The sequence below is a fragment of the Polaribacter sp. Q13 genome (assembly GCF_016858305.2).
Classification (GTDB): Bacteria; Bacteroidota; Bacteroidia; order Flavobacteriales; family Flavobacteriaceae; genus Polaribacter.
In genome coordinates this window covers 1354488-1374236 of sequence record NZ_CP074436.1, presented here as the reverse complement: position 1 = coordinate 1374236, position 19749 = coordinate 1354488, and the positions used below count along the sequence as shown (strand labels likewise).

Annotated in this window: 20 protein-coding genes; 6 read left to right on the top strand and 14 right to left on the bottom strand. The window is 30.8% G+C overall.

Annotated elements, in window-relative coordinates:
* Positions 1-16: 16 nt before the first annotated feature.
* The 4 genes from JOP69_RS05660 to JOP69_RS05645 are packed head-to-tail and all read left to right on the top strand — an operon-like array spanning position 17 to position 3453.
* Positions 17-1483, top strand: a complete 1467-nt coding sequence (locus JOP69_RS05660) for an NAD(P)/FAD-dependent oxidoreductase (RefSeq protein ID WP_203394398.1) — start codon at positions 17-19, stop codon at positions 1481-1483.
* A gap of 1 nt (position 1484) precedes the next feature.
* Positions 1485-2330, top strand: a complete 846-nt coding sequence (locus JOP69_RS05655) for a phytoene/squalene synthase family protein (protein WP_203394399.1) — start codon at positions 1485-1487, stop codon at positions 2328-2330.
* Positions 2330-2776: a sterol desaturase family protein gene (locus tag JOP69_RS05650; RefSeq protein ID WP_203394400.1), complete on the top strand. Its 447-nt coding sequence runs from the start codon at positions 2330-2332 to the stop codon at positions 2774-2776. Before JOP69_RS05655 ends, JOP69_RS05650 begins: the two co-directional genes overlap by 1 nt.
* Positions 2776-3453: a lycopene cyclase domain-containing protein gene (locus JOP69_RS05645; RefSeq protein ID WP_249987768.1), complete on the top strand. Its 678-nt coding sequence runs from the start codon at positions 2776-2778 to the stop codon at positions 3451-3453. Before JOP69_RS05650 ends, JOP69_RS05645 begins: the two co-directional genes overlap by 1 nt.
* Before the next feature lie 12 nt (positions 3454-3465).
* On the opposite strand, the gene JOP69_RS05640 is transcribed toward JOP69_RS05645, so the two are convergent.
* The 5 genes from JOP69_RS05640 to JOP69_RS05620 form a co-directional block, all read right to left on the bottom strand.
* The gene (locus tag JOP69_RS05640) at positions 3466-4431 is read right to left on the bottom strand and encodes a D-2-hydroxyacid dehydrogenase (RefSeq protein ID WP_203394401.1); all 966 of its coding nucleotides are present in this window, start codon (positions 4429-4431) and stop codon (positions 3466-3468) included.
* 7 nt (positions 4432-4438) lie between these two features.
* Entirely contained in the window at positions 4439-5800 is a 1362-nt protein-coding gene (gene mqo / locus JOP69_RS05635; RefSeq protein ID WP_203394402.1) for a malate dehydrogenase (quinone), read from the bottom strand.
* A 149-nt stretch (positions 5801-5949) separates the two neighbouring features.
* On the bottom strand, positions 5950-6861 hold the full coding sequence (locus JOP69_RS05630; protein ID WP_203394403.1) for an alpha/beta hydrolase: 912 nt from the start codon (positions 6859-6861) through the stop codon (positions 5950-5952).
* Positions 6862-6871: 10 nt separating this feature from the next.
* Positions 6872-7600 carry an esterase family protein gene (locus JOP69_RS05625; protein WP_203394404.1) on the bottom strand — a complete coding sequence of 243 codons (729 nt, stop codon included), beginning with the start codon at positions 7598-7600 and terminating at the stop codon, positions 6872-6874.
* Positions 7601-7630: 30 nt separating this feature from the next.
* Positions 7631-8251 (bottom strand): GDSL-type esterase/lipase family protein, encoded by a 621-nt coding sequence (locus JOP69_RS05620; RefSeq protein WP_203394405.1) that lies wholly within the window; start codon positions 8249-8251, stop codon positions 7631-7633.
* A gap of 311 nt (positions 8252-8562) precedes the next feature.
* Between JOP69_RS05620 and JOP69_RS05615 the strand changes: the two genes are divergently transcribed.
* On the top strand, positions 8563-9351 hold the full coding sequence (locus tag JOP69_RS05615) for a metallophosphoesterase (protein ID WP_203394406.1): 789 nt from the start codon (positions 8563-8565) through the stop codon (positions 9349-9351).
* Between the two features lie 6 nt (positions 9352-9357).
* Positions 9358-9954 carry a hypothetical protein gene (locus JOP69_RS05610; protein WP_203394407.1) on the top strand — a complete coding sequence of 199 codons (597 nt, stop codon included), beginning with the start codon at positions 9358-9360 and terminating at the stop codon, positions 9952-9954.
* A gap of 110 nt (positions 9955-10064) precedes the next feature.
* Here the strand turns inward: JOP69_RS05610 and argH are convergent, their stop codons facing one another.
* From argH to argC, 9 genes are all read right to left on the bottom strand, one after another.
* On the bottom strand, positions 10065-11339 hold the full coding sequence (gene argH / locus JOP69_RS05605) for an argininosuccinate lyase (RefSeq protein ID WP_203394408.1): 1275 nt from the start codon (positions 11337-11339) through the stop codon (positions 10065-10067).
* Between the two features lie 93 nt (positions 11340-11432).
* Positions 11433-12500, bottom strand: a complete 1068-nt coding sequence (locus JOP69_RS05600) for a M20 family metallo-hydrolase (protein WP_203394439.1) — start codon at positions 12498-12500, stop codon at positions 11433-11435.
* A gap of 2 nt (positions 12501-12502) precedes the next feature.
* Positions 12503-13279, bottom strand: a complete 777-nt coding sequence (gene argB / locus JOP69_RS05595; RefSeq protein ID WP_203394409.1) for an acetylglutamate kinase — start codon at positions 13277-13279, stop codon at positions 12503-12505.
* 86 nt (positions 13280-13365) lie between these two features.
* Positions 13366-14304: an N-acetylornithine carbamoyltransferase gene (locus tag JOP69_RS05590; RefSeq protein WP_203394410.1), complete on the bottom strand. Its 939-nt coding sequence runs from the start codon at positions 14302-14304 to the stop codon at positions 13366-13368.
* Positions 14305-14349: 45 nt separating this feature from the next.
* On the bottom strand, positions 14350-15114 hold the full coding sequence (gene proB, locus JOP69_RS05585) for a glutamate 5-kinase (protein WP_203394411.1): 765 nt from the start codon (positions 15112-15114) through the stop codon (positions 14350-14352).
* A gap of 103 nt (positions 15115-15217) precedes the next feature.
* Positions 15218-16414, bottom strand: coding sequence for a glutamate-5-semialdehyde dehydrogenase (locus JOP69_RS05580; protein WP_203394412.1), 1197 nt, complete (start codon positions 16412-16414; stop codon positions 15218-15220).
* Positions 16415-16502: 88 nt separating this feature from the next.
* Positions 16503-17633 (bottom strand): aspartate aminotransferase family protein, encoded by a 1131-nt coding sequence (locus tag JOP69_RS05575; RefSeq protein WP_203394413.1) that lies wholly within the window; start codon positions 17631-17633, stop codon positions 16503-16505.
* Between the two features lie 4 nt (positions 17634-17637).
* Entirely contained in the window at positions 17638-18429 is a 792-nt protein-coding gene (gene proC, locus JOP69_RS05570) for a pyrroline-5-carboxylate reductase (protein ID WP_203394414.1), read from the bottom strand.
* Positions 18430-18677: 248 nt separating this feature from the next.
* Positions 18678-19661, bottom strand: coding sequence for an N-acetyl-gamma-glutamyl-phosphate reductase (gene argC / locus JOP69_RS05565; protein WP_203394415.1), 984 nt, complete (start codon positions 19659-19661; stop codon positions 18678-18680).
* Positions 19662-19749: the final 88 nt, after the last annotated feature.

The following is a 19749-nucleotide window of genomic DNA, read 5'->3' as shown; positions in this document are numbered from 1 at the left end:
TTAAACAAAATAAATAGTGATGAAGAAAATATATATCATTGGTTCAGGTTTTTCAGCTTTGTCGGCTTCGTGCTATTTGGCAAAAGAAGGTTACAATGTTACTGTTTTAGAGAAAAATGACACTTTAGGAGGTAGAGCAAGACAATATAAAAAAGACGGTTTTACTTTTGATATTGGTCCGTCTTGGTATTGGATGCCAGATGTTTTTGAACGTTTTTTTGCTGATTTTGGTAAAAAACCATCTGATTATTATATTTTAGATAAATTAAACCCAGGGTACGAAGTTTATTTTGGAGAGAATTCTTCCATGAAAATTTCTAGTGAATTAAAGGAAATTTACGAACTCTTTGAAAATGAAGAAAAAGGAAGTGCAAAACATTTAAAAACCTTTTTAGATTCTGCAAAATCTAATTACGATACAGCTATAAAAGACTTGGTATATCAACCAGGAGTTTCGCCTTTAGAATTGGTAAACACGACAACAATTGCAAGGGTTTCTCAGTTTTTTTCAACCATAAGAAAACAAGTTAGAAAAAATATAAAAAGTACTAAGCTAATTAAGATTTTAGAGTTTCCGGTATTGTTTTTAGGAGCAAAACCCAATAATACCCCGGCATTTTATAATTTTATGAATTATGCAGATTTCGGACTTGGAACTTGGCATCCGAGAGGAGGAATGTATACTGTTATTGAAGGTATGGTTTCTTTAGCAGAAAGTTTAGGAGTAACCTTTAAAACGAATGCTAATGTTGATAAAATTATAACGAATACTTCTAATAATGTTACTGGTTTATTGGTAAATGGAAAAGAAATTAAAACTGATTTAGTTTTAAGTGGTGCAGATTATCATCATACTGAAACTTTGTTAGATAAAAATGTTAGACAATATTCTGAGAATTATTGGGATAAAAAAACATTTGCTCCATCCTCTTTATTGTTTTATGTTGGTTTTGATAAAAAAATAGAAAATGTAAGTCATCACACGCTGTTTTTTGATACCGATTTTGATGCACATGCAAAAGAGATTTATGATACTCCACAGTGGCCAACAGATCCTCTTTTTTATGCAAATTTTACGTCTATTACAGATAAAACTTCTGCGCCCGAAGGAAAAGAAACTGGTTTTTTCTTAATTCCTTTAGCTCCCGGAATTGAAGATACGGAGGGGTTGAGGGAAGAATATTTTCATAAAATTATGGATAGATTTGAGAAATTAACAAATCAAGAAGTGAAAAAACATGTGTTGTTTAAAAAATCATTTTGTGTCAATGATTTTAAAAGTGAATACAATTCTTATAAAGGAAATGCCTACGGAATGGCAAATACACTTTTGCAAACTGCATTTTTAAGACCAAAAATAAAAAGTAGTAAAGTAAATAATTTGTATTTTACAGGACAATTAACCGTTCCGGGTCCAGGAGTGCCTCCAGCTTTAATATCAGGAAAAATTGCATCAGCATTAATTTTTAAAAATCAACAATAATATGAAAGAATTATTTGATAGTGTTTCTAATGATTGCAGTAAGTTGGTTACTAAAAAATATAGTACTTCCTTTTCTTTGGCAGTAAATATGTTATCTCCAAAAATTAGAACAGATATTTATAATATTTATGGTTTTGTACGTTTTGCAGATGAAATTGTAGATACTTTTCATGATTATAATAAAGAACTATTAATGGAGCATTTTGAAAGAGATTATTATCTTTCAAAGGAACACGGAATTAGTTTAAATCCTATTTTAAATTCTTTTCAACAAACGGTAAATAGATATAAAATTCCGGATGAAATGGTACAAGCATTTCTAAAGAGCATGAAAGCAGATTTATATAAAACTGAATACCAAACCAAAGAAGAATATGATGCTTATATTTATGGCTCTGCGGATGTTGTTGGTTTAATGTGCTTAAAAGTTTTTGTTGATGGTGACGATAAAAGGTTTGAAGAATTAAAGGATGCTGCAATGCGTTTGGGTTCTGCTTTTCAAAAAGTAAATTTTTTACGTGATTTAAAAGATGATTATGAAGTCTTAAATCGTTCTTATTTTCCAAATATTGATTTAGGTCAATTAGATGCTGCTTCAAAGCAATTGATCATTGATGAAATTGAAGCCGATTTTGATTTTGCTTACAAAAACGGAATTCTTAAACTACCTGTAGAGGCTAAATTTGGGGTTTATATGGCTTATAGATATTACAGAAGATTATTAAAAAAGTTAAAGAAAGTTCCATCAGAAAAAATTATGGATACTAGAATACGTATTTCAGACCCAATGAAGATTAATTTACTAGCAAGAAGTTATGTAAAATATAAATTAAATATTATAAAATAATGTTTGCAATTATAACACTTGGCGTTTTTTTATTAATGGAAGGGGTAACTTGGTGTACGCACAAATTTGTGATGCACGGTTTTGGATGGTATCTACACGAAGATCACCATCAACCAAAATATAATGGTGTTTTTGAGAAAAACGACGCATTTTTTGTGGTTTTTGCAACACCTAGTATTTTGCTTTTTTACTTTGGAACTTATACCCAATACACTTATTTGTTTTTTATAGGATTGGGAATTTTGTTTTACGGAATTGCATATTTTTTAGTACATGATGTTTTAATTCATCAACGTTTTAAATGGTTTAAACACACCAATAATCGTTATCTAAAAGGATTGAGAAAAGCTCATAAAATTCATCATAAACATTTAGGAAAAGAAGAAGGAGAGTGTTTTGGAATGTTATTTGTTCCTTTTAAATATTTTAAAAAACCAAAAATATAGTGTATTTATATCTGCTTTTAAATCTTGGTTCTATTAGTATTCCGTTATTGTATTCTTTCGAAAAAAAAATGCGATTTATTAAACATTGGAAAGCGGTTTTTCTTTCTTTAATACTTATTTCTATCGTTTTTTTAATTTGGGATGCTATTTTTACAGCCAATGGAGTTTGGGGGTTTAATCCAGATTATCACTTAAATTTCTTGCTTTTTGGAATGCCAATTGATGAATGGATGTTCTTTATCTGTATTCCGTATGCAAGTTTATTTATTCATTATTCACTTGAGTATTTTAAACCTAAATTGTTAATTTCAGAAAAGTTTACGAAGTCTATTACACTCTTTTTTATTGTAATTTTACTGCCAGTAATTTTTCTGAATACAGACAAAGCATATACTTTTGTAAATTACATCTTTCTGCTTTTTGTTTTGGTGATTGGTTTTTTCTTCGGATTAAAACAATTGCAAAGATTCTATATTTCTTTTCTTATCATTTTAATTCCTTTTTTTATTGTAAATGGAGTTCTAACAGGTACAGGAATTGATGAGCCTATCGTATGGTATAACAATGCAGAAAATCTTGGTATTCGTTTGTTAACAATACCTATTGAAGATGTGGGCTATGCTTTTACTATGATTTTTGGTAATGTTTTATTGATTGAAAAGTTTAAGAAAATCTAAAAAATACTACTTCTAAGAATTCACCACATTTACGGGGTTTTCATTTAAAAATGCTTCTAAATTTAGCACTGCAGTTTGCATTAATCTGGTACGAGCTTCTTTCGGTGCCCAAGCAATATGTGGTGTTATAATGCAGTTTTTTGCATTTAATAATGGATTATTTTCTAACATAGGTTCTGCAGAAATTACGTCTACCGCAGCGCTTGCTACTTTACCTGAATTAAGTGCGTTCTTAAGGTCTTCTTCAACTACTAATCCACCTCTAGAGGTGTTAATAATTAATACGCCATCCTTCATCTTTGCAATATTGTTTTTATTAATTATTCCATCTGTGCTTTCCGTAAGTGGACAGTGTAAGCTAATAATGTCTGCTTTTTCAAACAAATGATCTAATGGAACATAACGGCAATTGGCTGTTTCAAGTTCAGGATATTTAGTTCTGCTATGTACCAAAATATGTAATCCAAAAGCTTCTGCTAATTTTGCAGTTGCTTGTCCGATACTACCAAAACCAATAATCCCAATAGTTTTTCCAATCAATTCTATTAAAGGTGTTTCTATAAATGAAAAATCAGCACTATTTATCCATTTTCTATTTTGAACAGCTGTATTATGTTTTCCTATATTATGGCACATTTCTAGCAATAAGCCCATGGTAAATTGTGCAACCGATCGGGTGCTATATGCAGGAATATTTGTTACTGTTATTCCTAATTCTTTCGCATAACTTACATCAACTACATTATAACCAGTAGCTAAAACTCCTATATAGGTAACGTGTGGCACTTTCTGAAGAATACTTTTTGTTAAGGGCGTTTTATTGGTAAACACAACCGTTGCTTTGCCAATAGCTTTAATAATAGTTTCTTCATCTAAACTAATTCTATCATATATTTTTAAAGAACCAAACTGTTCTATTCCTTGCCAATTAAGATCGCCAGGGTTTAATGTATATCCATCTAAAACTACTATATTCATAACTTTTTTAACTTTTAAAACTTCTATTAAATACTTCCTTCATTACGGAATATGAAGTAGAAGCTCCTGGAGAAGCACCTAAAAGGGCTGCAATTTTTTTATCTTCAGAAACTATAATTTCCGTTCCAAATTCTAGTTTACCAAATCCTTTTTTATTGCGTTTTATAATTTGAACACGTTGTCCTGCAACAACCGTTTTCCAATCATCATTATCTGCTTCAGGGTAGAAAGCTCTTAACTCATCCATTCTATCTTTAAAGGATAAACGGACTTGTTGAATAAGATATTTTACAAGCGGTAAGTTTTGGTATCCGGCACCTAATAGACTCATAATATTATCAAATTCTACAGACCTTGGCAAATCAAACATAGAACCATGTTTTAAAAACTTTGTTGTAAAACCAGCAAAAGGGCCAAATAACAATTCTTTTCTTCCGTTTATCATTCTAGAATCCATGTGAGGTACAGACATTGGTGGAGCACCACGTCCGGCTTTTCCATAGGCTTTTGCATGATGTCTTTCTATAATTTCTGGATTGGTGCAACGCAACCAAAGGCCACTAATAGGGAAACCTCCATATCCTTTCGCTTCTTTAATATTCGCTTTTTCTAGTAGAGGTAATGATCCGCCTCCAGCACCTATAAAAAGGTAATTGGATGCCAACATCCAATGTTTACCTACATTTTGTCCTTTTATACTCACTACCCAACGGTTTCTTTTAGACTTTTGAATGTTGTACACATTGCTATGATTCAATAATTCTACGTGCTCTTGTTTTTTTAAATAACGAAATATTTGTTCTGCTATTTCGCCAAAATTAACATCATATCCCTTTTTAAAATAGGTTGCTGCAACACTTTCTTTTGCAGAACGCCCCTCCATCATTAATGGTAGCCATTCTTTTACTTGTTCGGTATCTTTAGAAAAAAGCATGTCCTTAAAATTAGGGTGTTCTTTCATAGTAGTATAGCGTTTCTCTAAAAAAGCAATGTCTTTTTTACCTCTAACAAAACTAAGATGAGGAACTTCACTAATGCATTTTGATAGATTGTTGATATATCCTTTTTCTGCACAGTCTTTCCAGAAATTATAAGTTTCTGTAAATTGTTGAGAAATACTAATTGCTTTATCAATATTTACAACACCTTTTTTTTCTGGAGTATAATTTAGTTCACAATTTCCAGAATGTCCAGTTCCAGCATTGTTCCAAGCTTCAGAACTTTCTGCAGCCATGGTAGGTAATTTCTCAATAATAGTTATTTTCTTTCCCGGAAATTTTTCATATAATAATATGGCTAATGTGGCAGTCATAATACCACCTCCAATAAGTACAAATTCGGAGTGTTTTACAGATACAATTTTTGGCATTCTTTTGTTTTTAAAGGTGCAAATGTACTTGTTTCTGTATTTATTTTAATCGAATTTTTATTGAAAATTTAGCAATTTTAGTGGGTAAAAATAGAGAATAAGTCAATAAAAATATGCTGCTTAATTAAAAAAAAATAAGTTCATTTTATTTAAATACTTTCTAACCAATCATACATTCTATCTAACCAAGTATGTAAATATCCTTCTTGGTTAATAGCTAAAGAAAATCCGTGTTTTCCTGTCGGATAAATATGCATTTCTACTTTTACCCCTTTGTCATTTAATGCTTTGTAAATCTGTAAACTATTCTCTACAGGAACTGCTGGGTCATTAGAAGCATGTACTATAAAAGTTGGAGGTGTGTTTTCTGTAACATGTAATTCGTTTGAATATTGTGCTATTAATTCTTTAGAAGGATTTTTACCCAATAAGTTTTTACGAGAACCTTTGTGGGTATAATCATCTTTCATAGTAACTACAGGATAAATTAAAGCCATAAAGTCTGGTCTTGCAGAAATAGTGTCCAGAGCTTCTTCTTTAAAATCGTTGGGTGTATTAAATTGAGTTCCTAAAGTGGATGCTAAATGTCCACCTGCAGAAAAACCTATTACACCAATTTTATTTGGATTAATTCCCATCTTTTTAGCATTAAAACGAACCCATCTAATAGCTCTTTGCGCATCTTGCAATGGTGCTTTATTTGAGGTGATTAAAGATTTAGAGTTTGGTAGTCTGTATTTTAGAACAAAAGCAGTAATACCTTTACTATTAAACCATTTGGCCATATCTGTTCCTTCCCAATCATAGGCTAAAAAATTATATCCTCCTCCAGGACAAATAATAATGGCTTTATCTGTTGCGTTGTTTTTTGCAGGTGCATACACTTCTAATGTAGGCTTTTTAACTTTAAAAATTTTAATGATAGCTCCTTGTTCTAAGGATTCTTTTTCTGAAGTTTCTATGCTATTAGGTATGGTTTTCCAAAGAGGGATAACTTCATTTTGCGCTAGTAATTTTCCAAAGGATATCATCATAAAGAAAAAAATAAGTCTAAGTTTCATAATTTTAATTTTAAAAATAAATGTTTACCATTGTTCTCCAATAGCAAGCTCTGTGTGCTTCTTCTTGCCATTCAAATAAGTGGTGTGGAATTCCTTTTTCCTGTAAAATATTAGATAATTTGTAATTACTTTCTAAAAAAGAATCTTCTTTTCCGATGGCTAATATAATATCCATTTTACTTAATTGCTCAATTAAATTTGGGTCGTTTAAATTTTTTAAGTATTGGTTAGGCATATTAAAATAGACAAAATCATTATGAAAGCCACTTAATAAATCTTTAAAGTATCCACTAGATTTTGTTAAATCGTACCGACCACTCATTCCTACAACTTTAGTAAATAAATTAGGATGACGCATGGCAATATTTACGGCATGATAGGCGCCTAAACTGCAACCGGCAGAAATAACATTTTTATTTGAATTGATTAAATTAGCTAGTGGCAAAACTTCTTCTATAACATAGTTTTCATACTGAATATGCCTGTAAATACGATATCCTGGATCTTTAAAACTATTATAAAAAGATTCTAAATCTACACTATCTACACAAAAAACTTGTAAATTTCCATTTTTGATTTTCTGCTCTAAAGAAGCTATAATTTTCCAGTTTTCATAATCATAAAACCGTCCCATTCTCGGAGGGAAAAACAGCACTTTTGGGCCTGCATACCCAAATACAAGCAATTCCATTTCTTTTTCAAGATTAGGACTATACCATTTATGATATTCTCTTTTCACTGAAAATTAATTTTCCATCAAGGTACTCTTTTAATACATTTTTTCGAATATTTTTTGAGGAAAAATTTTAGGATACATTAGAAGTGTTTTTGTTAACAGTTTGTAACCTTTGGCATTAAAGTGTAGTCCATCTTCTTCAAAATATTTGCTATTGGGTTTTCCTTTTTTATCTAATAAAGCATCATAAATATTCACAAAATGAAAATTATCATCTTTAGACATTAATTTTTCTATGTTGTTATTTGTATAATGAATACTTTCTAGTAAATGGTTTCTTGCTACACTAGGTTTTATAGAAATATAGGAGCATTTTATATTGCCATATTTAGTTCTAATTTTTAATAATATATTTTCTAAAAATAAGAGAACTTCTTCCGGATGTCTTCCATCACTTAAATCGTTATCACCGGCATAAATTACAATAGCATCTATTTCTTCTATGTTTTCAAAAATACGATCAAAAAACCAAGTACAAGCCGCTAAAGTAGAGCCTCCAAAACCTAAGTTAACAGGATTATGCTCTCTAAAAATAGTGGTTAATTCATCCCATAAGGTTAGGGTAGAGCTTCCATAAAAAATTGTTTTGGGATCATATTCTAATTCTTGAATATGATTTTCTAATCGTTCTAAATCTGGATGATACCAAAACATGTATAATTTTTTTTAGGGGTTAAGAGTTAAAGATAAGAGATAAAATTAAAAATAGGAGTAATTTTCTATAAATAAAAATGATGTAGTAAGTTAATATCTACCTATGTACAACGATAATCAATAAAAATCACTAAGATAAAATGTTGTTTTATCAATTTTATTTTTCAAGTTATACTGCTTCTTATTTGATTATTACGATGTAAAATCAGTATTAAAAAGTTCTTTTTTTATTTATTGTAAGGTCTTATTTTTTTATCGTCTATAAAATGAATAATTTTGCTTATAACTTCTTAAAATAGAGATAAAATTAAATGAAACCTTTAAAACTTATAGTATTATTTGCTATTACATTTACTTTTTTTAACTGCGATAATCTTTTTGAATATAGCGTTTATGATGCAAATGTAAAAACAGCGAAAAGAAACACGACTGAAAAAAATTTAAAATTATTAGAGAATATTAAATTGGAGTCTCAAGACTTTAAATTCGCTTTCGTTACAGATGTTCATTATTATTACAACAACCTTAGTGCTGTTGTAGACGATATTAACAAAAGAGATGATATTACATTTGTTATTTTTGGAGGTGATATTGCAGATCAAGCATTATTAAAAGAGTTTGATATTTTTTATGATATCATGGGAAAACTTAAAAAACCTTACTTAACGGTTATAGGAAATCATGATTATAATGCAAATGGAAGTATTGTTTATCAGGAAATGTTTGGTGATCTTAATTATTCCTTCGTGTTTAATAATAACAAGTTTGTTCTTTTTGATGATATCGTTTGGGAAAGTAACAAAGATCCAGATTTTGATTGGTTAGCATCAGAATTAAGCGATCATGCTAAGTATAACCAAGTATTTCAAATTGCCCATATTCCTTTTACAAGCCTGCATTTTATAGGTGAGATGAGAGATAAATATGAGGCTATATTAAAAGGTAATAATGTTTCATTAGTTATAAACGGACATAATCATAGCTATTTTTATGAAGAAGGTAAGCCCACTTATTTAACAGTGCCTTCGCTTAAAGAACCTGAATATGGTATTATAAGCGTAAAAGATGATACTTTTAATATTGAAATGATAGAATTATAAATTGAGATGAAGATTAAAAACGTATTAATAGTATCCCTTGTATTTTTAGTTTTTACTAAGTTAAATGCACAAGAAGCCAATTTAAGTAAAGAGAAGTCTTGGTATGTACCAGATTATGTAAAAATGCAATTTGGCGGGAATATTGGGCTTGTCTCTGTTGGGGCAGGGTATCAGTTATTCAATAAAGTATTGTATTCAGAGTTATTATATGGGTATGTTCCGTCATCCGTATCTAAAGCAGATAGAATACATTTAATTACAATAAAAAATACTTTTCCTATTTTTAGAAAAGAAATAGGAAAAAATTTAACGATAACTCCTATAGCTGGTTTTACTACCACTTATGATATAGGAACCATGTCTTTTACTACGCTACCTGGCATATATCCTGAAGGATATTATGTACCGAATGCTTTTCATTTTACATTGTATGGAGGTGGTTTAATTCATAAAGATTTTAAGAAATCAAAAATAATAAAAGGGTTAGATTTTTATATTGAAATAGGAACAGTAGAAACGTATTTATGGTATACAATTACATCCAAAGATGTTGGTGTAAATGATGTATTTAGTGCAGATGTAGGAGTGAATTTCTATTTTTAAGAAATAAAATATTTAAAGATTCCATAAATAAAAAGCCTTGTCTACAATTTGTAAACAAGGCTTTTTATTTTTAGAAGGGTACTCAATTTTAATTGTATAGAACAATATTTTTACTTCGGATATTTCTCACGAATCTTATCTAAACTCAAATTATGAATACTTCCAACATGCGTATGTTGTTTTCCTAAATCTGGTTTGTAAGTTCCTGCTTGAACTTGTCCGCCAATTTTTTGATAGGCTTCTCTAAAAGACATACCTTCAACTACTAGATTATTGATGCTATCTACCGTAAATAAATACTGATATTTTTCATCATTTAAATCAATGTCTTTTACAATTACTTGTTGAATAGAGTAGTTAAAGATGTCTAAAATATCTTTTACATCCTCAAAAGCATTGATGATGTTTTCTTTTAATAATTGAAAATCTCTGTGATAACCCGTTGGTAAATTATTTGTAATCATTACCATTTCTGTATGTAGCGCCTGAATTTTATTACATTTTCCACGAATCAACTCAAAAACATCTGGATTTTTCTTGTGTGGCATAATGCTACTTCCGGTTGTTAATTCATCAGGAAAAGTGATGAAACTAAAATTTTGACTCATATACAAACAAACGTCCATAGCAAAACGAGACATGGTGTTACACAATCCGCCTAAGGCTGAAGCAATAGAACGTTCACTTTTTCCTCTACTTAATTGTGCAGCCACTACGTTGTATTTCATGGTTGCAAATTCTAATTCTTTGGTCGTTAATTCTCTGTCAATAGGAAAAGAAGAACCATAACCAGCAGCAGAGCCTAAAGGATTTTGGTCTACAACTCTAGATACCGCATTTAACATATAAACATCGTCAATTAATAATTCTGCATACGCAGAAAACCACAATCCGAAAGATGATGGCATGGCAACTTGTAAATGCGTATACCCTGGTAATAAGCTTTCTTTATGTGTTTCAGCTAAACCTAAAAGGGTATCAAATAACGTTTTAGTTTTATCATTTATAATAGCTAAATTTTCTTTATAATACAATTGCAAAGCAACTAAAACTTGGTCGTTTCTAGAACGAGCTGTATGAATTTTTTTACCAACTTCACCTAATTTATTAGTAAGTTCCCATTCAATTTTAGAGTGTACATCTTCAAAAGATTCTTCTATTACAAAGGTTCCTTTTTCAATATCGTCTGCTAATTCTTGCAATCCTCTTTTTAAATCTTTCAATTCATCGGCAGTTATAATGCCAATAGATTCTAGCATTATTGCGTGCGCTAAAGAAGCTTGAACATCATATTTTGCAATATGCATGTCAATTTCTCTATCGTTACCTACTGTAAATTTTTCTATTTGTTGATCTATTGAAAATCCTTTATCCCAAAGTTTCATATTTTTCTAATGTTTAATCTTGTAATTGTTTATTTGTGTAAATGAGAAAGCGTGTTATTGTTTTGACCTGTTGCCAATTAAACAATTTAACGATTAAACAATTACACGTTTTAATAATTCTACATAAATTTGAATTCCCTCTTCAATTTCTGCCAAATATATAAATTCATTTGCAGAATGAGAACGAGTACTATCACCAGGGCCTAATTTTAGAGATTCGCAACTTAAACAAGCTTGATCTGATATTGTAGGAGAACCATATGTTTCTCTGCCCATGGCAATTCCAGCTTTTACTAAATCGTGATCTATAGAAATAGAAGAGGAATTTAGTTTTAAACCTCTAGGAGTAATTGTGGTACAAGGTGATTTTTCTTGTAAAATATCTGCAATTTCTTGATTAGAATATGCGTCGTTTACTCGTACATCAATTACTAAATTGGTATGTGCAGGTACAACATTGTGCTGAGAACCAGCAGAAATTTGAGTTACCGTCATTTTTACATCACCTAAAGCTTCTGAAGTTTTTTTAAATTTAAAATCTTTAAACCATTGTAAAACTTCAATGGTATTGTATATTGAATTGTTATCATTTGGATGTGCCGCATGACTTGGAGTTCCTGCTACATCAGCATCAAAAACAACCAAACCTTTTTCTGCAACGGCTAAATTCATTAATGTAGGTTCTCCAACAATAGCCACATCTATATGCGGAATTATTTTTAACATGCTATTTAACCCATCCGGACCAGAATCTTCTTCTTCTGCAGAAGCTACAATAACCAAATTATATTTTAGGTTTTCTTGTGCATAAAAATTGGTAAAGGTTGCCATTAAAGACACCAAACATCCACCGGCGTCATTAGATCCTAAACCATATAATTTTCCATCTTCTACTATAGCTTTAAACGGATCGTTTGTATAGGCTGTATTTGGATGCACCGTATCATGATGAGAATTTAACAATAAAGTTGGTTTGCTATCATCAAAATATTTGTTGGTTGCCCAAACGTTATTTTTTGTTCTTATATACGGAATGTTTTCTTCTATAAACCATCCTTCAATCAATTTTGCTGTCTTGTCTTCTTCTCTAGAAAATGATTGGGTTTCAATCAGATTTTTTAAAAGAGAGATTGCTTTTTCTGTTAATTTTTCAATACTCATCATTATAATGTAATTGTTGTAAAATTATTGTTTTCTTTTGTCAACATAGAAGTATTACCAATATTAACTCTTGTTACTCCATTATTTAAAGCATCAAAACAATTGTCTAATTTAGGAATCATTCCGTCAGTAATAATTTTAGCATCTAATAACTCTTTATAAGAATTTGTATTGATGCTTTTTATAACAGAATTTTTATCGTTAAAATCTTTTAAAACTCCATTTAATTCAAAACAATAATAAATTGATGTTTCATAGATTTCACTCATTCCAACTGCAATGGTACTTGCTATTGTATCTGCATTGGTGTTTAATAATTGTCCATTTCCATCATGCGTAATAGCACAAAAAATTGGTGTAAAATCTGCTTTTATTAATTTATCAATAGAATGTGAAGCTATTTTTTTTACATCACCTACAAAACCAAAATCGACTTCTTTTACCGGTCTTTTTTCTGATTTTATACTGTTGATGTCCGCACCAGTTAAACCAATAGCATCTACCTGTAAAGCTTGTAGTTTAGCCACCACATTTTTGTTTACCAAGCCGCCATAAACCATGGTAATAACTTCTAAAGTTTCGGCATCTGTAATACGTCTACCATTCACCATTTTAGATTCTATACCTAATTTAGAGGCAATATGAGTAGCGCGTCTTCCACCTCCGTGAACAAGTATTTTCTTTCCTTCTAAATTAGAAAATAATTTTAGAAAAGCATTTAATGAAGTTTCATCTTCTATAATGTTTCCTCCAATTTTTATGATTGATAGTTTTTCCATTTTTATTAAGTTTCAGTCATTGCGAGGAAGAATGACGAAGCAATCTATTAATCAAATAACAGATTGCTTCGTGCCTCGCAATGACTTTAGTTGTTTTCTAATATTTTTTTCAACACCAACTGAGCAGCATACGTTCTATTATTTGCTTGTTCAATAACCAAAGAACTATCAGAATCTAAAACGGCATCATCAACTACCACATTTCTTCTAACGGGTAAACAGTGCATAAATTTTGCAGCACCAATTTTATCTTTGGTAATCATCCAATCCAAATCGGTTTTTAATATTTGTCCATAATCGTCATAAGAACTCCAATTTTTGGTGTACACAAAATCAGCATCTTTAAAAGCTTCTTCTTGGTTGTGATAAACAGGAGTATCCTTGGTTATTTCTGGGTTTAAATTATAACCTTCCGGATTTGCAATTACAAATTCAACATCCATTTTCTGCATCGCTTGAGTAAAACTATTGGCTACAGCATGTGGTAAAGCTTTAATATGTGGCGCCCAACTTAGTACTACTTTTGGTCTTTTTTTAGTCGTATTTTCAGAAATAGTAATTGCATCTGTTAATGCTTGTAACGGATGACCCGTTGCACTTTCCATACTTACAATTGGTACGGAAGCAAATTTTACAAAAGATTTTAAAACCTCTTCAGATTCGTCTTTTTCCTTGTCTGTTAATGTAGGAAAAGCTCTTACAGCAATAATATCACAATATTGAGAAATTACAGCAGCACCTTCTTTTATATGTTCTGCAGTGGTACCGTTCATTACAGTTCCATCTTCAAACTCTATTCCCCAAGCATCTCCGGTTACATTCATTACAATAGGATCCATACCTAAATTTAAAGCAGCTTTTTGTGTACTTAAACGCGTACGTAAGCTAGAATTGAAAAACAACAATCCTAAGGTTTTATTTTTTCCTAAATGATTGTTATTTAATGGTTTTCTTTTCAATTCTTTGGCTTCTTGAATCCAATTGTCAATATGTTCTATGTCGTTTATGGAGGTGTAATTTTTCATTGTGTTTTTTTTGCAAAAGGTTTAAATCCCTTGTATTGTGTGGTGTTATTTTATTTTTGTAAACGGAATTTTATTTTCAAAAGCATTGGTAATAAAATTATCTTCCAAACCGTTTACAATCCATGTTTCTATGTTTGCATTTTTTGCAAGTGCGGCTGCTTCAATTTTAGAACCCATTCCACCACTTCCGTGAGTAGATTTTGTGCTCACCACTTCTTTTAGTAACTCTTCAAAATTATCAACTTCTAAAATAGTTTCTGGAGCATTATTTTTAAAAGACTCTTTGGTGTAAATTCCGTTGGTGTTTGTGGCAATAATCAACAAATCTACATTTAATAAAGTAGCAGTTAAAGCCGCCAATTTATCATTGTCACCAAATTTTATTTCATCAGTGGCAACAGTATCATTTTCATTAATAATAGGAATGTAATTATTATGAATCAATACATTTATAGTATTTACAATATTTACTTTACTGTCTTGTTTTTCAAAATCAGAGTAGGAGAGCAGGCATTGAGAACTCAATAAACCATATTCTCTAAATATTTCTTGATAAATTCTAATTAAATGTGGCTGACCAATAGAAGCCAAAGCTTGTTTTACAAAAACTTCTTCGTGTTTACCTTCTAATTTCACAAACTGTTTAGCTACCGCAATTGCTCCAGAACTAACAATAATAAACTCGCAGGTATCTTGTAGTTTTGCAATTTGATTTGCAAGATCTTCAATTTTTCCTCTCGAAATATTATCGGTTTCTTTTGTAAGGGTGTTAGAACCTATTTTTAGTAAAATGCGTTTCTTTTTTTGCATTGTGTTTAATTACGAGTTTTACTTCTTAATTTTTCTATTTATTTTTTTCTTGATAAGTTGTAAATGGTTAAAGTTTTTACCACCAATCGGCACAGTAAAACTGTTAATTTCGTACTTGTCCATTTCCATGAACGTACCATTTATTGGTTACCAAGTGTTGCAAACCGATTGGTCCGCGTTGGTGCAATTTGTCTGTGCTAATTGCTAATTCGCCACCCAAACCTAATTGACCACCATCTGTAAAACGAGTGGAAGCGTTATGATATACAACAGCGGTATCTACGTTTTCCATAAATATTTTTGCTTTCTGAATATCCTTTGTAATAATAGCAGATGAATGTCCGCCAGCATATTTATTTATCATGGCAATAGCATCAGAATTTGAAGCAATTTCACCAATCACAATTTTATAATCTAAAAACTCTTCATACCAAACTTCGTTTGATGAAATCTGCTCTAAATTATGGCTTTTAGCTACAGCTGCATCACCCAAAACCTGAATTTTTGCTTCATTTAATTTTGAAATCAATTTATTGATAAATACTTCTTTATTCGGAAGGTTTTTATCAATTAACACTTTGTCAACGGCGTTACAAGCAGAGATTTTAGATTTTCCGTTGATAATTACATCAACAGCAATATCTAAATCGGCTTCTTTTTCTACGTACACAAAGTTGTTTCCTCGTCCGCTAATTATAACGGGGCAAGTAGCATGATTTTTTACAAAAGCAATTAAACGTTCTCCACCACGAGGTACAATTAAATCTACCTTTTGCGTTGGTTTCTCTAAAAAAGCCTGTGTTTCTGTCCTATTGAATTGTAAATATTCTACCCAATCTGTAGCAGCATTGTGCTTTTTTAAAGCCTCGTGCCATAAGGCTACAATTTTTAAGTTAGAATTTAACGATTCTTTTCCACCTTTTAATAATATTTTATTTCCAGATTTAAACGCAATTCCTGCAGCTTCAACGGTAACATCTGGTCTCGATTCATAAATAATAAGAATGGTTCCAAAAGAAGCCGTTTTATTATACACTTGCATTCCGTTATCATGCTTAAAACTAAAACGTTCTACACCCACAGGATCTTCTTGAGAAGCCAAATGTTTAGCCGCAGCAATCATTTCATCAACTTTAGTGTCATCTGCTTTTAAACGATCGAACATAGAAATGTCATCTCCTTTATAAGCCTCTAAATCTGTTTTATTAATGCGGATAATTGCTGCTCTTTCTTGCTCTAGCAGTTCGGCCATTGTTAGTAAAACAGCGTTTCTAGTTTCAATTGATAATAACGTATTCATATTCTTATAGTATTCAGTTTACAGTTGCAGTTTTTAGAAAAACTTTGCGAACTCTGCGAAAAACTTTGCGTCCTTTGCATTTAATTTTTTATTCACCTAAAGCATCAACCAAAGCTTCAAAAAATTGATTGATATGCTCTTTCTTTATTGTTAATGGAGGTAAAATTCTCAATAAATTTTTATTCATTGCGCCTCCTGTAAAAATTTGATAATCGTAAATTAATTTCTTGCGTAAATCTCCAACTTCAAAGTCGAATTCTAAACCAAGCATTAAACCTTTTCCTTTAATATTTTTTATCTGCGGAATTGTCTTAGCTATTTTTATAAAGTAGCAAGACATCTCGTTTACATTATCTATTAAGTTTTGTTCTTCAATAACATTTAGTACAGATAAACCAGCAGCACACGCCAAATGATTCCCTCCAAAAGTAGTGCCTAACATTCCAAATTTTGCTTCAATGCTTGGGTGAATTAAAATCCCACCAATCGGAAAACCATTTCCCATTCCTTTTGCAATAGAGATAACATCTGGAGTTACATTATAATGCTGAAAAGCAAAGAATTTACCAGTTCTACCATAACCAGTCTGCACTTCATCCGCAATAAAAAAGGTATTGTTAGCTTTACAAAGAACATCTACTTGTTCAAAAAACGCAGCAGTTGCTTGGTCTAAACCTCCAACTCCTTGAATAAACTCTACAATAACGGCACAAACATCACCTTTTTCTAGTTCTGTTTTTACAGCTTCAATATCGTTTAAATTTAAAAAGGTAACTTTTTGTTGTGCATTAATCGGTGCAATAATATTTTTATTATCGGTGGCAGCAACCGCAGCAGAAGTTCTACCATGAAAACCATTTTTAAAGGCAATTACTCTAGATTTATTGGTTTTAAAAGAAGCTATTTTTAAAGCATTTTCATTGGCTTCTGCACCAGAATTACATAAAAACAATTGGTAATCTTTACAACCGGAAAGCGCTTCTAATTTATCAGCTAATTCAACCTGTAAAGGATTCTGAATAGCATTAGAATAAAAGCCTAATTTTTCAACTTGATTTGTGATTGCTTTTACATATTTTGGATGTGCATGCCCAATAGAAATTACAGCATGCCCACCATATAAATCTAAATATTCCGTTTTGTTTTCGTCATAAACATAAACACCCTTAGCTTTTACAGGGGTAACATCGTATAGTGGGTAAACATTAAATAATGGCATAATATTAGTTTTTTATTTGGTTGATTTTCTCAAAAGATTTATTAATTCCTGTAATTAAAGAAGAGCTTAAACCTTGGTGTTCCATTTCGTTTAATCCCTCTATAGTACAACCACCAGGAGTGGTAACTCTGTCTATTTCTGCTTCTGGATGTCTGCCAGATTCTTTCAGTAAAGTAGCTGCTCCAAAACAAGTTTGCATGGCTAATTCATGCGCTACATCCGCTTCAAAGCCTAATTGAATAGCACCTTGAGTTGTTGCTCTAATTAAGCGCATCCAAAAAGCAATTCCGCTTGCACAAATAACGGTAGCTGCTTGTAATTGTTCTTCCGGAATTTCCATGGAAAGCCCTAAGCTATTAAAAATAGTTTTAGCCAATTCTACCTTTTCTTTCCCTTTTGTATTCGGAGAAAGACAGGTCATCGATTGCCCAACTGAAGCGGCAGTATTTGGCATAGAGCGAATAATAAATTTATCAACCCCAACAATAGCTTCTATTTTTGCAATAGAAAATCCTGTAATTACAGAAATTAAAACATGATTTTCTTTTAGAAGTGGTTTTAAATTGTTTAAGATATTTTCTAAATGTCTTGGTTGCACTGCAAAAATTAAAATATCAGAATTTTTAATAGCTTCCTCGTTATCAGAAGTTAAAATTACTTCACTAAAGTTGTTAAAATCTTTAATAGAATTTGTATTTCTTTTTGTTAAGTATAAAGAACTAACTACCTTATTTTTTAATAAACCTTTGGCGATAGATTGTCCTAAACTTCCTGCTCCAATTATAGCTACTTTCATAAATATTTTTTTTTAGGCGTTCCTTAAAGGTCGCGCTTTACACTGTATCTTTTTATGCTGAATTAAGTTCAGCATCTGCTTTTTCTATTTAAATCAATTTAATTTACCTAAAGATACAGAAACAAGTTCAGCATAAAAAGGATGCCGTTTCAATCGCTAACGCAAGCTAGTAAATAGTCAACAACATATTTTATATTATAATTAAGAGAAATTTTTTTGGAAATAAATCCTTAGCTATCACCCTACGATTAAAAGTAATTTGCTTTTATTTTTAACCCTAGTGTTTCCTCAAAACCATGCATTAAATTCAAATTCTGAATTGCCTGACCAGAAGCACCTTTTAATAAATTATCAATAGTACTCGTAATTAATAATTTATTACCGTGTTTTTCTAGTTGTATCAAACATTTGTTGGTGTTTACTACTTGTTTCATAAAAATACTTTCATCAGAAACAAAAGTAAAAACAGCATCTTTATAATACGCTTTATACATTTCTTTTGCTTCTTCCAAAGTCCCATCAAACTTTGTATAGGTTGTTGCAAAAATTCCTCTAGAAAAATCACCACGATTTGGCATAAAATTAATTTCAGAATTAAAACTTGGTTGTAACTGATTTACCGTTTGGTTGTATTCTCCTAAATGCTGATGATTAAATGCTTTATAATGAGAAAAATTATTATCTCTCCATGTAAAATGTGTGGTTGCAGATAAAGATGTTCCTGCACCAGTTGCACCCGTAACAGCATTTACATGTATATCATTTTGTAACAATCCGTTTGCGGCTAGAGGTAAAACTGCCAATTGTATTGCAGTAGCAAAACAACCTGGATTTGCGATGTAATTCGCAGTTTTTATAATTTCTTTATCTAGTTCTGGTAAACCATAGACAAAATCTTTTCCTTCGAAATTCTTATCAGCAAGTAATCTAAAATCGTTACTTAAATCAATGATTTTTGTGTTATCAGAAAAGCTGTTTTTTTGTAAAAAAGAAGTGGAGTTTCCATGACCTAAACATAAAAATAAGACATCAACATTTGCATTTATTTCACTTGTAAAACTGATATCCGTATCACCAATTAAATCTTGATGCACTTTATATAATTTGTTACCAGCATTAGAAGTACTGTAAACAAAATTGATATTTGTTTTTGGGTGATTTAATAATAATCTAATTAATTCACCTGCTGTATAACCAGCTCCTCCTATAATTCCTACTTCTAAATTTTTCATTTTGATGGTATTTATTATCTAAATATCCTGCAAGGTCTTTTTTTGACCTTGTAGGTATTCTTAATTTATACCTACAAGGTTTTTGAAA

Excerpts from the sequence above, each read along its gene's own strand:
- JOP69_RS05655 (WP_203394399.1), top strand. The coding sequence starts at position 1,485 with ATGAAAGAATTATTTGATAGTGTTTCTAATGATTGCAGTAAGTTGGTT.
- JOP69_RS05650 (WP_203394400.1), top strand. The coding sequence starts at position 2,330 with ATGTTTGCAATTATAACACTTGGCGTTTTTTTATTAATGGAAGGGGTA.
- JOP69_RS05640 (WP_203394401.1), bottom strand. The coding sequence starts at position 4,431 with ATGAATATAGTAGTTTTAGATGGATATACATTAAACCCTGGCGATCTT.
- mqo (WP_203394402.1), bottom strand. The coding sequence starts at position 5,800 with ATGCCAAAAATTGTATCTGTAAAACACTCCGAATTTGTACTTATTGGA.
- JOP69_RS05630 (WP_203394403.1), bottom strand. The coding sequence starts at position 6,861 with ATGAAACTTAGACTTATTTTTTTCTTTATGATGATATCCTTTGGAAAA.
- JOP69_RS05620 (WP_203394405.1), bottom strand. The coding sequence starts at position 8,251 with ATGTTTTGGTATCATCCAGATTTAGAACGATTAGAAAATCATATTCAA.
- JOP69_RS05615 (WP_203394406.1), top strand. The coding sequence starts at position 8,563 with ATGAAACCTTTAAAACTTATAGTATTATTTGCTATTACATTTACTTTT.
- JOP69_RS05610 (WP_203394407.1), top strand. The coding sequence starts at position 9,358 with ATGAAGATTAAAAACGTATTAATAGTATCCCTTGTATTTTTAGTTTTT.
- argH (WP_203394408.1), bottom strand. The coding sequence starts at position 11,339 with ATGAAACTTTGGGATAAAGGATTTTCAATAGATCAACAAATAGAAAAA.
- JOP69_RS05600 (WP_203394439.1), bottom strand. The coding sequence starts at position 12,500 with ATGAGTATTGAAAAATTAACAGAAAAAGCAATCTCTCTTTTAAAAAAT.
- argB (WP_203394409.1), bottom strand. The coding sequence starts at position 13,279 with ATGGAAAAACTATCAATCATAAAAATTGGAGGAAACATTATAGAAGAT.
- JOP69_RS05590 (WP_203394410.1), bottom strand. The coding sequence starts at position 14,304 with ATGAAAAATTACACCTCCATAAACGACATAGAACATATTGACAATTGG.
- proB (WP_203394411.1), bottom strand. The coding sequence starts at position 15,114 with ATGCAAAAAAAGAAACGCATTTTACTAAAAATAGGTTCTAACACCCTT.
- JOP69_RS05580 (WP_203394412.1), bottom strand. The coding sequence starts at position 16,414 with ATGAATACGTTATTATCAATTGAAACTAGAAACGCTGTTTTACTAACA.
- JOP69_RS05575 (WP_203394413.1), bottom strand. The coding sequence starts at position 17,633 with ATGCCATTATTTAATGTTTACCCACTATACGATGTTACCCCTGTAAAA.
- proC (WP_203394414.1), bottom strand. The coding sequence starts at position 18,429 with ATGAAAGTAGCTATAATTGGAGCAGGAAGTTTAGGACAATCTATCGCC.
- argC (WP_203394415.1), bottom strand. The coding sequence starts at position 19,661 with ATGAAAAATTTAGAAGTAGGAATTATAGGAGGAGCTGGTTATACAGCA.